Source organism: Cellulomonas endometrii (assembly GCF_949769265.1).
GTDB classification, from domain to species: domain Bacteria; phylum Actinomycetota; class Actinomycetes; order Actinomycetales; family Cellulomonadaceae; genus Cellulomonas; species Cellulomonas endometrii.
The window spans coordinates 101,380-115,135 of record NZ_CATKPC010000014.1; the positions used below are offsets into that span (position 1 = coordinate 101,380).

10 protein-coding genes are annotated in these 13,756 nt (G+C 75.4%); 3 read left to right on the plus strand and 7 right to left on the minus strand.

The window, feature by feature from the left end; genetic code table 11:
- Positions 1 to 194: 194 nt before the first annotated feature.
- Positions 195 to 1,706 (minus strand): hypothetical protein, encoded by a 1,512-nt coding sequence (locus QNH85_RS14815; RefSeq protein ID WP_282947595.1) that lies wholly within the window; start codon positions 1,704 to 1,706, stop codon positions 195 to 197.
- Between the two features lie 210 nt (positions 1,707 to 1,916).
- Positions 1,917 to 2,807: a formate/nitrite transporter family protein gene (locus QNH85_RS14820; protein WP_282947597.1), complete on the minus strand. Its 891-nt coding sequence runs from the start codon at positions 2,805 to 2,807 to the stop codon at positions 1,917 to 1,919.
- A 92-nt stretch (positions 2,808 to 2,899) separates the two neighbouring features.
- Here QNH85_RS14820 and QNH85_RS14825 point away from each other — a divergent pair, with 92 nt between their 5' ends.
- The gene (locus QNH85_RS14825; protein WP_282947599.1) at positions 2,900 to 3,457 is read left to right on the plus strand and encodes a GNAT family N-acetyltransferase; all 558 of its coding nucleotides are present in this window, start codon (positions 2,900 to 2,902) and stop codon (positions 3,455 to 3,457) included.
- Between the two features lie 2 nt (positions 3,458 to 3,459).
- On the opposite strand, the gene rlmC is transcribed toward QNH85_RS14825, so the two are convergent.
- The 5 genes from rlmC to QNH85_RS14850 all read right to left on the minus strand — a co-directional run bounded on the left by rlmC (position 3,460) and on the right by QNH85_RS14850 (position 11,684).
- Positions 3,460 to 4,584 (minus strand): 23S rRNA (uracil(747)-C(5))-methyltransferase RlmC, encoded by a 1,125-nt coding sequence (gene rlmC, locus QNH85_RS14830; protein ID WP_282947601.1) that lies wholly within the window; start codon positions 4,582 to 4,584, stop codon positions 3,460 to 3,462.
- A 46-nt stretch (positions 4,585 to 4,630) separates the two neighbouring features.
- Positions 4,631 to 6,073, minus strand: coding sequence for an NAD-dependent malic enzyme (locus QNH85_RS14835; RefSeq protein ID WP_282947602.1), 1,443 nt, complete (start codon positions 6,071 to 6,073; stop codon positions 4,631 to 4,633).
- Between the two features lie 955 nt (positions 6,074 to 7,028).
- On the minus strand, positions 7,029 to 8,681 hold the full coding sequence (locus tag QNH85_RS14840; protein WP_282947604.1) for a class I adenylate-forming enzyme family protein: 1,653 nt from the start codon (positions 8,679 to 8,681) through the stop codon (positions 7,029 to 7,031).
- Positions 8,682 to 8,766: 85 nt separating this feature from the next.
- Complete coding sequence (locus QNH85_RS14845; protein WP_282947606.1) at positions 8,767 to 10,044, minus strand: L-lactate MFS transporter; 1,278 nt, start codon at positions 10,042 to 10,044, stop codon at positions 8,767 to 8,769.
- An 83-nt stretch (positions 10,045 to 10,127) separates the two neighbouring features.
- Positions 10,128 to 11,684 (minus strand): acyl CoA:acetate/3-ketoacid CoA transferase, encoded by a 1,557-nt coding sequence (locus QNH85_RS14850; RefSeq protein ID WP_282947607.1) that lies wholly within the window; start codon positions 11,682 to 11,684, stop codon positions 10,128 to 10,130.
- Positions 11,685 to 11,872: 188 nt separating this feature from the next.
- Between QNH85_RS14850 and QNH85_RS14855 the strand changes: the two genes are divergently transcribed.
- Positions 11,873 to 13,015 (plus strand): acyl-CoA dehydrogenase family protein, encoded by a 1,143-nt coding sequence (locus QNH85_RS14855; protein ID WP_282947610.1) that lies wholly within the window; start codon positions 11,873 to 11,875, stop codon positions 13,013 to 13,015.
- A 76-nt stretch (positions 13,016 to 13,091) separates the two neighbouring features.
- A partial coding sequence (locus tag QNH85_RS14860) for an electron transfer flavoprotein subunit beta/FixA family protein (RefSeq protein ID WP_282947612.1) occupies positions 13,092 to 13,756 on the plus strand: 665 nt, incomplete at its 3' end.

Sequence of the window (13,756 nt, forward strand, 5' to 3'; positions counted from 1 at the left end):
GGGTCGGAGTTGTCGAGGGCCACGTGTCCTCCAGCGCAACGACGTCGGTGCGGTCTGGCGCGGACGGGTTCGCCGCGTCTCCCGGCACTCTAGTAGGACTTTCGTCCCAGGCGTCGCGCGAACCCGGTGGTGACGGGCGCGGCGCCGCCGTCGCGCGGCATGCCCGTCACGCGGCACGCCGGCCGCCCGCTCCCTCAGCCGCGCGGCACCCAGCGGCGGCGCGCCACGGGCAGCACCAGCCCCGCCACGAGCAGCAGGGCACCGACGACGAACACCGTGCCCGAGGTCGCCGTGACGGTCGCCTGCGTCACTGACTCCCGCGTGGCGTCCGTCGCCACCCAGCGCACGAGGTCCTCGTGCGTGGTCGCCGGCACGTACAGCAGCACCGCGCCGAGCACCGTGGCCGCCAGCCCCGCCGTCACCGGGACGGCGGGCGTCCACAGGCCCAGGGCGAGCACGCCGGCCAGGACGAAGACGCCGAGCGTCACCAGCAGCACGCCGATGGGGTCGTACGACGCGTCCCACCCCGGGGCCTGGGCGGCCAGGACCCGCGACTGGCCGAACACCACCGTCCAGATGCCGACCGCCCCGACCAGCAGGCCCACCAGCACGCCCAGCACCGCACGTCCCGCGCCACCGCCCGGCCGGCGCACCGGCTCCGGGCGTGCCGCGGTCGACCCGCCGCCGCGCCGGGACCGCAGGCCGCCGGCACCCTCCGGCTCGTCCTGGTGGGAGAGGCCCACCGGCTCCGGGCCGTTCGGCGTGGTCGGTGCGGAGGCGTCGCCGTAGGGCACGCTCGCGTCGGACGGGCCCGTGCCCGGCAGGTCCGGGTCGGGCTGCTCGGCGGCGGGAGGGGCGCCGACCGGAGACCCGGTGGTCCCCGCCGCGGTCGCGCCCGCCGTGAGCACCGCGGCGGCACGCGCCTCGGCCCCCCGGATGCTCGTGCGCCGCACCGGCTCGGAGGGGGCGGGCGCGTCGTTGACCGCCGGGTGGGCACCGGTGGCGGGCGTGGTCGCGGGCAGCGGCGCCGTCGGGGCCCCCGGGCCGTCCGTCGAGACGACGGCAGCGGTGGCCGGTGACCTGGTGCCGCCGGCGACCGGCGTCGTCGGCAGGACGGACGGCAGCGCGACCTCCGGGGCGGGCGGCACCGGAGCGGGCCGCGACGCGCGGTGGGCGCTCGTGCCGCGCGAGGGCGTGCCGGTCGGCGCGGGACGCTCGGCGGAGCCGGAGCCGGGGCCGGAGCCCGAGCCGGAGCTGGAGCCGGAGCCGGAGCCGGAGCCGGAGCCGGTGCCCGTGCCGGACGTCGGGCCGGCGAGGGCCGCCGGACCGGGCTCGTCGGACGGGCGGGGCGTCTGGCCCGGGGCGGGCGAGGTGCTCGAGGCGCCCGACGTGCCCGAGGTGCCGGGCGACGTCGCGACGGGCTCGGTCGCGGGCGACGGCTCGGTGACGGGGGCGGCGGAGCTGCCGGTCGACGCCGCGCCGCGCGGCTGCCGCGGGGTCCGCGGCTTGCGGGCGGCGGCCGTCGCGCCGGATGCGGTGGCGCCGGACGGGGTCGCGCCGGATAGGGTCGCGCCGGACGTGGCGGGAGCGTCCGCTGCGGCGTCGGCTGCCGGCTCCGCGGTGCCGTCGGGAGCGGGTCGCTCGGTGCCGTCGGGAGCGGGCGCCGCCGCGTCGTCCTGGTGCTCGCGGTCCGAGGTGCTGCTCATGTCTGCTCCCTTGTCGCCGCCTCGCGGCGCGGGGCAGGAGCGGAGGGCGCCTGCGCGCTGCGGGCTCGGTGTGCGACGCCACCGGTCAGGTCACGTCCGTGCTCGGTACGACCGTAGAGCGCCGCCCGCGCGCACGCCGGACGGCGCGCCCGAGATGTCCGATCCGCCGGTCGGTGGCGGCGTGGGGCGAGCCGCGTCCCGCCGGCGGGCTCAGCGGGCGGCGACGGGCTCCGGCTGCGCGTCGAGGGCGCTCGGCGCGGGGCGCGCCGCGGGGTCGGCGGGTGCGACGGGTGCGGTGGGGTCGGCCGACCCGGCGGGCGCCGTCGGCCGGGCGGGTGCGGCGGCGACCGCGTTGGCGGCACCCACGAGCAGCCCGCCGCCGACCAGGTTGCCCAGGCCGACGAGCAGCACGTTGCGCGCGAACTCCGCCACGGTGGCGTCGGGCAGCCCGCCCATGATGCCGACGGAGAAGGTGGTCATGTTCGCGACCACGTGCTCGAAGCCGGAGGTGATGAACACCATCACGCACGCGAAGATCACGAAGATCTTCGCCATCTCGTTCTGCAGCCGGCCCGCGCACCAGATCGCCAGGCACACCATCAGGTTGCACATCACGCCGCGGAAGAAGAGCTCGGTGCCGGACTCCTCGGCCTTGTGCACGATCATCGACGCGATCATCCGGCCGGCGGGCCGGTCGGGGCCGAGGGCGCCGGACAGGTGCAGGATGCCGGCGAGCACGATCGCGCCGAGCAGGTTGCCGGCCAGGCAGGCCAGCAGCGTGGCCCCGGCGCGCGCCCACGAGATCGCCCCGCGCATCGCGCCCTGGGTGAACACCATCATCGCCGAGGTCGCGAGCTCGCCGCCGGCGACCACCACGATCATGAGGGCGACGCCGAACACGAGCCCCTGGACCAGCGGGGTGAACCCGGACCCCGCGTCGGCGAGCGGTCCGCCGGCGGTCGTCATGATCACCACGCCGAGCCCGATGTACGCCCCGGCGAGCATCGTGTTGACCAGGTAGACGCCGGGCCGGCGGGCCAGGTCCGTCTTGGTCCGGGCGGCGGCCGTCTGGTAGTCGAGGGCCTCGGCGACGCTGAGCATGGGCACCAGCGTGCCGCTCCTCCGGGTCGTGGACATGGGACGAAAGCCACGGCTGCGGGGTGATGTCGGCGGCCGTGGGCAGACTCGTGGCCGTGACCGACCAGACCTCGGTGCGGACCGACCGGCTGCACCTGACCGCACCCGTGCCCGCCGACCTGCCCGAGCTGCACGCCCTGCACGCGGACCCCCGCGGCTACGTTCACTGGCCGTGGGGGCGGCACACCACCGTCGAGCAGACCGAGCGGCTGCTGGACCGGTACCGCGAGTCGTGGGACGAGCACGGGCTGGGGCCGTGGGCGGTCCGCGCCGCGACGGACGGTCGGCTGGTCGGGATGGGCGGGTGCACCATGCGCGGCGGCGTCGGCTGGAACCTCTACTACCGGCTCGTGCCGGAGGAGTGGGGGCACGGGTACGCGCAGGAGGTGGTCGCAGCGGCGCGCACCGCCGCCCACGCCGCCCGGCCCGACCTGCCGGTGCTCGCGTATCTGCTGGAGCACAACACGGGGTCGCTCCGGACGGTGGAGCGCGCCGGGCTGACCCGCGTCTGGCGCGGACCCGACGCCGGCAACCCGGACCCGTCGGCGGTCCGGCTCGTGTACGCGGACCGGGAGGTGGACGAGGCGACGATCGCGGTGTTCGCGGGCCCGTGAGCTCAGTCGCGGGACAGCGCGACGACCACCTCGTAGTGCCCCGTCTGCGGGAACATGTCCAGCAGCCGGCCGCGGCGGGGGCGCAGCGACGGCATCGCCGTCAGGTCGCGCGCGAGCGACGCGGCGTTGCAGCTGGAGTAGACGACGTCCCGCACCCCGGACGCCTCGAGCCAGCCGGCGAGCGCCGGGCCGATGCCCCGCCGCGGCGGGTTCACGACGACGAGGTCGGGCGCCTGCTCGGCGCCGAGCGCGAACGCGGTCGCGTCCCCGGCGGCGAACCGCACGCCGGGCAGGCCCAGGTCGTCCCGGCTGAGGGTGGCGCTGGCGACGGCCTCGGCGCTCGTCTCGATGCCCACGACGTCCCGGCCCGGCCGCGCGACGTGCAGGGCGAAGCCGCCGACGCCGCAGTACAGGTCCCAGACGCTCGCGGGATCGGCGGCGTCGACCCACTCGCGGCCGATCCGGTACAGCGCGGCGGCCACCTCGGTGTTCGTCTGGAAGAAGCTCTGCGGCCGCAGGTGCAGGTCGACGTCGTTGACCCGCATCCGGAGCGTCGACCGCTCGGTCAGCACGACCTCCTCCTCGCCCTCGAGCACGGCCTTGTGCTCGGGCAGCAGGTTGGCCGACACGACCACGGCCCGCGGCAGGGCGGCCAGCAGCCACGGCAGGTGCTTGCGGATCCGGCTGAGCGCCTCGGTCGAGCGCAGCACGAACCGGACCATCAGCTCCCCGTCGGGGGACTCGGTGACCAGGACGTACTTGAGCTCCCCGCGCCGGGTGGGGACGTCGTACGGGACCAGCCGGGCACGCGTGACGAACGCGGCGATCGTCGGGAGCGCCGCCTGCAGGGTGGCGGGGTACAGGCCGCAGTCCCGCAGGTCCACCCCCGCGCCGCCGGGGTCCAGGATGCCGAGCGTGGGGGCGTCGACCGTCCCGCCGACCGCCATCTTTGCCTTGTTCCGGAAGCCGTGCTCCCGGCTGGCGACGGGGTCGAGCCAGTCCACCGGGCCGAACGGGAGCAGCAGCTCGCGGCAGCGCTCCTGCTTGGCGGCGAGCTGGTCGGCGTAGGGCTGCTCGATGAACGTGCAGGAACGACACCGGGCGGCGTCGAAGTGGTGACACTGCACCCGCACGAGTCTACGGCGGGCCGCCGGGGAACCCCCGGCGCCGGGCTCAGATGCCGGGCACCGGCACCATCGCGACGGCCCCGGTGTCGGCGCGCGGACCCTGCGACGCGGTCGCGACGCGCACGACCGCGGCGGCCACCGTGGTCGCGACGTCCGGGTGGAACACGCTCGGGATGATGTACGCCGGGTTGAGCTCGTCGTCCGTCACGACGGAGGCCAGCGCTCGGGCCGCGGCCAGCAGCATGTCGTCGGTGATCACGTGCGACCGCGCGTCCAGGAGCCCCCGGAAGAACCCCGGGAACGCCAGGACGTTGTTGATCTGGTTCGCGACGTCGCTGCGCCCGGTGCCGACCACCGCGGCGTGCTGCGCCGCCTCGACGGGGTCGATCTCGGGCCGCGGGTTCGCCATCGCGAACACGATCGAGTCGGGGGCCATCGTCGCGATGTCGGCGCCGGTCAGGATGTTCGGCGCGCTGACGCCGATGAACACGTCCGCCCCGGCGAGCGCCCCGCGGAGCTCCCCGGTCACGCCGCGCGGGTTGGTGCGCTCCGCGATCCAGCGCAGCTCCGGGGACGCGAGCGGCCGGCCGGTGTGCACGATGCCGTCGATGTCGGCGACCACCACGTCCCGCACGCCGGCGGCGAGGAGCAGCTTGAGCACCGCGGTCCCGGCGGCGCCCGCGCCCGACAGCACGACCCGGACCTCGCCGATCTGCTTGCGGACGACCTTGAGGGCGTTCGTCAGGGCCGCGGTCACGACGATCGCCGTGCCGTGCTGGTCGTCGTGGAACACCGGGATGTCCAGCCGCTCGCGCAGCCGCCGCTCGATCTCGAAGCACCGCGGGGCGGAGATGTCCTCGAGGTTGATCCCGGCGAACACCGGCGCGACCCGCACGACCGTCTCCACGATCTCGTCGACGTCGGTGGTGTCGAGCGCGAGCGGGAACGCGTCGATCCCCGCGAACCGCTTGAACAGCGCGGCCTTGCCCTCCATGACGGGCAGGGCGGCGAGCGGGCCGATGTCCCCGAGGCCGAGCACCGCGGTCCCGTCGGTGACCACGGCGATGGTGTTCCGCTTGATCGTCAGGCGGCGGGCGTCGTCCGGCCGGGCCGCGATCGCCTCGCACACCCGCGCGACGCCCGGGGTGTAGGCCATCGACAGGTCGTCGCGGTTGCGCAGCGGGACCTTGGACTCGATCGACAGCTTGCCGCCGAGGTGCATGAGGAAGGTGCGGTCGCTGACCCGCTCGACGTCGACCCCGGGCAGCGCGCGCAGCGCCGCGACGATCTGCGCGGCGTGCTCCTCCCCGCTGGTGGCGCACGTGACGTCCACGGTGATCCGCTCGTGGCCCGACGCCGTGACGTCGAGGGCGGTGACGATGCCACCGGTCTGCTCGATCGCGGACGTCAGCTCGGAGACGGCGGTCGGCCGGGCCTCCACGTGCAGACGGGCGGTGATGGATGAGGACACGCTCGGCGTCGAGACCATGAGGTCAGTGTGGCCCCCTGCGGCCGGGTCCGCCCAGGCCACCGCCCCGGGCGTGCCGTCCCTCGTAGGGTGGCCGCGTGATGCCCTCCGCGCCGGCGCGCCCCCCGGCCGACGACCCTCTCGCGCCGCTGCTGGACCTGCCCGGCGTGCGCGCGGCCGTCGACCGCGCCCGCACCGCCTGCGAGGAGCTGCGCTGGCACGAGGCCTTCCGGCGTCGCTGGCGCGAGGTCCGCGCGGAGGCCGACCTGCGGGCCGCGCGCGCGAGCGCCGCCGTCGACGGTGCGCGCGTGCCGCTCGACGCGCTGCGGGGCGAGGCGACCGGGGCCGCTCCGGGGACGGACGCGGCGGCGCTCGTCGCCTCCGGTGCGCTGCGCGCCACCGTGCTCACCGGCACGTGGCGGCCGGACCTCGGCGCGCGGGCGGAGCCCACGGTGCCGCCGCTGCCCGAGGTGCTGGCGCGCGTGCACACCGCCGCGGCGGCGGGCTGGCTCGCCGACGCCGACCTCGGCCGGGTGCGCGCGGGCGGTGTCGCGCCGCGGGACCTCGGCGGCCTCGGGACGGCGCCCGACGGCTCGGAGGTGGCGGGACGGCTGACGCTGCTCACGCGGACGGTCGCGGCGACCCGCGCGCCCGCGCTGCTGGTGTCGGCGGTGGTGCACGGCGAGGTCCTCGCGCTGCGGCCGTTCGCCGCCGGCAACGGCGTGGTGGCCCGCGCCGTCGCGCGGATGCTGCTCAGCGGGCGCGGCCTGGACCCGACCGGCACCGTCGTCCCCGAGGTCGCGTGGGCGTCGACGCCGCACCCGTACCTCGCGGCGGCGGCGCGGTTCGCGACCGGCACGCCCGAGGGGGTCGCGGCATGGGTCGTGGCGTGCGCGGACGCGGTGGTCGCCGGGGCGGGCGAGGGGCGGCCGTGGCGGACGCGGTGCTGGCGGGGCGGCCGGGCTGAGCCCCGGCCTCAGACGGGGGCGCCGGCGGCGGCCACCCGGGCGCGCACCCGGGCGCGGTCGAGCTTCCCGTTCGCGTTCCGCGGCAGCGCGTCGACGAGCACCAGGTGCCGGGGCAGCTTGTGCCGGCCGAGCGTCCGGGCCGCGTGGTCGCGGAGCCTCTCCAGGGTCGGCGCCCGGCCGGGGGTCGCGACGACCACGGCCGTGACCGCCTGACCCCACACGTCGTCCGGGCGTCCGGCCACGGCGCACGCGTCGACGCCGGGGCATCCCTCCAGCGCCGACTCGACCTCCGCGGGGTGCACCTTCTCGCCCCCGGTGTTGATGACGTCACCGATCCGCCCGCAGACGCGGTAGCGGCCGGCGGCGTCGCGGACCGCGACGTCGCCGGTGCGCAGCCAGCCGGGGGCGCCGAAGGCCCGGGCCGTCGCCTCGGGGTCGCGCCAGTAGCCGGGCGTGACCTGCGGGCCGGACACCCAGAGCTCGCCCGGGACGCCGGGGTCGACGACCTCCGTGCCCCGGGCGTCGACGAGGCGCAGTCGGACGAACGCGAGCGGGTGACCGACGGTGGTGCCGTGCTCGGCGACCTGGTCGCGCGGCACGGACGTGCACGCGGGCGCCGTCTCCGTCATCCCCCAGGACTGCTGCAGCGCGACGCCGCGCGCGCCGAACCGGTCCAGCAGCGGGCGCCCCAGAGGCGCACCACCGACCAGCGCGGTCTGCAGGCTGCGCAGGTCGGCGTGGTCGAAGCCCGGCGCACGCGCGATCGCGGCGTACATCGCCGGCACGCCGAACAGCGAGGTGACGCCGTGCCGCGGGACGTCCTCGAGCACCGCGTCGGCGTCGAACGCGCGCCGCACGACGACCGTGCCGCCGGTGCCGAGCGTGCGCAGCACGAGGCCGTTCAGCCCGCCGATGTGCGACATCGGCGCGACTGCCAGCGTGGTGCCGCCCCGGCCCGTGCCGAACGCGACGTCGCCGCCGACCGCGCTCCACCACAGGTTGGCGTGGGTGAGGAGCACGCCCTTCGGGGAGCCCGAGGAGCCGGACGTGTAGAGCAGGAGGGCGGGGTCGTCCGCGTGCGCGCCGACGCCGCTGCGCGGTGCGCCGACGCCGCTGCGCGGTGCGCCGACGCCGCTGCGCGGTGCGCCGACGCCGCTGCGCGGTGCGCCGACGCCGCTGCGCGCTGCGCCGGACGCGAGCAGGTCCGACCACGCGCGCCACGCCGTCGCCGCCACCGGGGCCCCTGCCAGCGGGTCGTCGTCGACCTGCACCAGCACGGCGGTCGCGGGACCACGGGCGGCCCAGTCGCGCACGGCGGCGACGTGCGCGGGCTCGGCGACGACGACCCGCGGGGCGCAGTGGTCGAGCGTGGCGGCCAGCTCGGTGGCCGAGGCGCGGAAGCCCAGCGGCACAGCGATGGCGCGCAGGTACGCGCAGGCCAGCACGGTCAGGAGCAGCGACGGGCTGTTCCGCCCGACGTGCGCCACCCGGTCGCCCGGGGCGGTCCCGCCCGCCGCCAGCGCACCGGCGAGCGCGCGGGCCTGCGCCACGAGGTCCCGCGCGCACGTGGTCGCGCCGCCGTACTGCACGCTCGGCGTCTCCGGGGCGTGCAGCGCGACCTGCTCCAGCGCCGCGGCGGTGCTCAGGTCGGGGGCGGGCATCACGGCTCCGGTCCGGTGGGCGAGGTCGGCCGGCCGGTGCACGGGGGTGAGCACCGGCCGGCCGGGTTCTGCGGGGTGGTGCCGGTCAGCGCGCGCCCGCGGGCACCGCGTCGGGGGCGGCGGACCGGTCGCCCGCGAGCCGCGCGAGGTGCGCGCTCTGGATCCGGCGGAACGCGGCGGTCAGCGCGACGCCGACCAGCGCGAGGACGATCGAGATCACGAACGGCACGGTGAAGTCGCCGTCACGGCCGGCGGCCATCCCGGAGGCCAGGCGGGGCGCGAAGAACGCCGACACCGAGTACGCCACGAACACCAGCGCGTAGTTGATGCCCTGGAACCGGGGGCCGAAGTTGGTCATCGTCAGCGCAGGGAAGACGCCCATCACGCCGCCGAAGCACAGGCCCAGGCCGATGATGCCGATGGCGAACCCGGCGGTCGAGGAGACCGTGACCAGGACGAGCATGCACACGGCGACGACGGTGTAGATGATCATCAGCGCCGTCGTGTAGCCCAGGCGGTCGGACACCGCGCCCCACACGACGCGGCCCAGGGCGTTGCAGGCCGAGTAGACGCTGACGAACACGGCGGCGGTCGCGGCGGTCAGCCCGAACATGTTCTGGCCGATCGGGGACGCGTTCGAGGCGATCATCAGGCCCGAGAACGCGCCGAGCGCCATCATCACGAACAGCGACCAGAACGCGGGAGTCCGCAGGGTCGCGCTCCAGCGCACCTGGACGGTCGGCCGGCCCGCCGGCGGGGTCCAGCCCGCGGGGACGAACCCGACGGGGGCCGCCCGGAGGAAGAACGACGCGACGACCACGACGACCGCGTACGCCAGACCCATCCACACGAACGCCTGGCGGACGCCCGGGCCGGCGATGATCGCGTTCGCCACCGGGGCGGCGATGACGGAGGCGGCGCCCATGCCGCCGGTGATGAGGCCGGCGGCCAACCCGCGGCGGTCCGGGAACAGCTTCATGACGTTGCCGAGGCACCCGGAGTACGCCAGGCCCTGGCCGAGACCGGCCAGCACGCCGTACGACAGGTACAGCGTCGTGAGCGACGAGGCCGTCCCGGTCAGGGCGAAGCCGGACGCGAACATCAGGCCGCCGACCAGCACGAGCCACCGGGTCCAGCCTCGGTCCGTGAGGATGCCGCCGAGGATCATCGGGATCGGCCCGACCGCGGCGTTGATGGTGAACGCCATCATCACCTGCGGCATCGTCCAGTCGTGCGCCGCGCTGAGCGGGCCGGCGAGCACGGAGAACGCGTAGATCGCGCCGGTGCACATGAGCACGGCGACCGAGCTCCAGAGCACGGCCCAGCGGTTGATCGGAGGGGTCGACGTCGTCGTCGAGGTCATGGCGTGCCTTCCACGGGAGGGGACGGGGCAGCAGGGGCGGGTTGGAGCGGGGTCGTGCGGGGGGAGTACTTGCGGGGGCGGGTTCAGGCGAGGAGCTCCGCGAGACCGCCCCACGTCTCCCGGAACAGGCCGGCGGGCATCGTCCGCAGGTCGTCGGCGACGGCGGGCGCGAAGCCCATCTGGTCGAGCACGTCGCGCTGCAGGTCGACACCGGGGGCGATCTCGGTGACCGTCATGCGCCCGTCGAGCAGCTCCAGCACGGCCCGCTCGGTGACGTACAGGACGCGCTGCCCGGTACGGGTCGCGACCTCCCCGGAGAACGTGATCTGCTCGACGTCGGCCAGGAACTTGCGGGTCCGGCCCTCCGTGACGATCCGCAGCTCGCCGTCCACGACGTCGGTCTTCAGCCCGCCGGCGGTGAACGTCCCGGCGAAGACGAGCGTCCGGGCCGACTGCGAGATGTTGATGAACCCGCCGCACCCGGCGACGCGGGTGCCGAACTTCGAGACGTTGACGTTGCCGTGGGCGTCGGTCTGCGCGAGGCCCAGCACCGCCACGTCCAGGCCGCCGCCGTCGTAGAAGTCGAACTGCGCGTGGTGGTCGACGAGCGCCTCGGGGTTGTACGCGTGGCCGAAGTCCTTGAGGCCCGCGGGGACGCCGCCCACGGCGCCGGCCTCGGTGGTGCCGAGCACCAGGTGGCTGACGCCCTCCTCCGCGGTGACGGAGCCCACGTCGCAGGGGATGCCCACGCCGAGGTTGAGCACCGCGCCCCGCGTCAGCTCCATGGCGGCGCGCCGCGCGATCACCTTGCGCTCGCCCAGGGGGATGGACGTCACGCTGGACAGCGGCACCCGCAGCTGGCCCGAGAACGACGGGTTGTAGTGGGTGTTCTCCGTCTGGAAGTGGTTCTCCGGCTCGGAGACCACGAGGTAGTCGACGAGCAGGCCGGGGACCTTCACGTCGTTGGGATCCAGCGAGCCCGCCTCGGCGACGCTCTCGACCTGGGCGATGACGACCCCGCCGGAGTTGTGCACGGCCTGCGCGATGGGGAGCACCTCCATCTTGAGGCCCTCCTTGGTCAGCGTGAGGTTGCCGTGGGTGTCCGCGACCGTGCCGCGGATCAGCCCGACCTGGATCGGGAACGACGGGTAGAACAGCCACTCCTCGCCGGCGAGCTCGACGACCTGGACGTAGTCCTCGGTGGTGCAGGCCGACATCCGCGCGCCCTCGACGCGGGGATCGACGAACGTGCCGAGCCCGACCTTGGTGATGACGCCGGGTCGGTGCGCGGCGATCTCCCGGTACAGCTGGGTGATGACGCCCTGGGGCAGGTTGTAGGCCTCGACCGCGTCGGCGGAGATGAGCTCCGCGAACGCCGGCGAGGCGATCGCGATGCCGCCCATCCAGCGACGCACGAGGCCGCGGTGGCCCCAGTGGCTCATGCCCTTGTCGCGGCGGTTGCCGACGGCGCTGGCGTGCACGACGTGCAGCGCGCTCGGGGCGCCGGTGTCGAGGAAGCGGCGCTCGACGGCGGCCATCGTCTCCTCGTTGACGCACGAGAGGCCGAAGCCGGAGAGCGCCACGGTGGCGCCGTCCGGGATCAGGGCGGCGGCTTCCTCGGCGGTGATGATCTGGGCCACGAGCGACTCCTTCGTCGGCGATGATGCTGGTGCGACTATTTCGGACCGAAGGCGTCGGAAATTGGGACCATGGTCCTCGGGCCGCGCCCGGACCCCGCCCCACGATGGAAGGGCGCGGGCCTCCTGGGCCCGCCGCGCACCGGACGCGACGACGCTCCGGCGCCACCACCAGCGGAGGGTGCCCCACCATGGACTTCGGCCTGACGGACGAGCAGGAGCTCCTGCTGTCGAGCCTCGACGACCTGCTCGAGCGCGAGTGCCCCGAGTCGTACATCGCCGAGCTCGACGCGACGCACACACCCCCCACGGCGTTCCGCAAGGCGCTGCACGAGGCCGGCTTCGCGTCCCTCGGCTTCCCCGAGGAGTACGGCGGCACGCCCGTCGACGCCACGACGCTGGTGCTGCTCGCCGCCCGCGTCGCGCGGCAGGGGCTGAACAACGGCTACGGCCTGGAGCTGCTGCAGGCGATGGACATCCTGGAGTTCGGCTCCGAGGAGCAGAAGCAGGAGGTGCTCGGGCTGCTGGCCTCGGGTGACGTGCCGTTCGCGCTCGGGTTCACCGAGCCGGGCGCCGGGTCCGACAACGCCGCGATGGCGACGACCGCCGTGCACCACGACGGCGTCGTGACCTTCAACGGCACCAAGACGCTCATCACCAACGCCCTGCAGTCGAAGTACCTGCTGCTCATGGCGAAGGACCCCGCCGTCGCGAACCCGCGCGAGGCGATCTCGATGTACCTGGTGCCGATGGACGCGCCGGGCGTCACCACCAACCGGCTCGAGAAGATCGTCTGGCACATCTCCGACTCGTGCGAGATCTTCCTGGACGACGTGACCGTCTCCGAGAGCTGCCTGGTCGGGGTCAAGGGCGCCGGCTTCAAGCAGCTCATGCGCAACTTCGAGATGGAGCGCCTGGTCATCGCGTCCCAGTGCTGGGGCCTGGCGGAGTGCGCCTACGAGGACGCCGCGACCTACGCCGCGCAGCGCGTGCAGTTCGGGAAGCCGATCGGCCAGTTCCAGCTGATCCAGGCCAAGCTCACCGACATGGCCATCAAGGTCGAGAACATGCGCAACTTCGTGCTGAAGACCGCGTGGATGCTCGACCAGGGCGTCCCGCTCAAGAGCCAGGGCGCGCTGTGCAAGCGCTACAGCGCGATGGCGGCGTTCGAGGTCGCGGACGAGGCGATGCAGGTGTTCGGCGGCGTCGGCGTGACCGTCGGGACCCGGGTCTCGCGCCTGTGGCGGGACATCCGCGGCCACCGGTTCGGCGGCGGCACCGACGAGATCATGGTGCACATCGCCGGCCGGCAGATCGTCAAGGACCACAGCTGAGCGCTGGTCCCACCCCCCCACGTCACCGCCACCGCCCGCCGGAGGAGAACCGCATGAAGATCGTCGTCGCCCACAAGTGGGCACCCAACCCCCAGGACGCCGAGGTGCGGCCGGACGGGACCGTCGACTGGAGCCGCGCGAAGGCCGCCGTGAGCGAGCACGACCCCGTCGCGTTCGAGCTCGCCCGGCGGCTCGCCGACGCGACCGGCGGGGAGAGGTCGTCGCCCTGTCCGGCGGGCCCGCCGCGTCCGACACCCCGCTCGCCCGCAAGGCCGCGCTGTCCCGCGGCCCGGACCGCCTGGTGCTCGTCGCCGACGACGCGCTCGCCGGCGCCGGCAGCACGCCGACCGCCGCGGTCCTCGCCGCCGCGGTCCGCGCGATCGGCGACGTCGACGTGGTGCTCACCGGGCCGGAGTCCGTCGACAACGGCGACCGGCAGGTCCCGCACACGCTCGCCGGGTACCTCGGCTGGCCGGGGCTGGCGTCCGTCTCGGACGTGCAGGACGCCGACGGCGGGCTCGTGGTGCAGCGCACCACCGACGCCGGTGTGCAGGTGCTCGACGTCACCGGGCCGGCCGTGCTCGCCGTCGCCGCCGACGCCGTCGTCGCCCGGGTGCCGGGCATGAAGGACATCCTCGGCGCGGCGAAGAAGCCCACCACCGTGCTCGCGCTCGCGGACCTCGACGTCCCCGCGCCCGCCGCCACCGCCACGACCGTCGCCACCGCGCGGCCCGCCCCCAC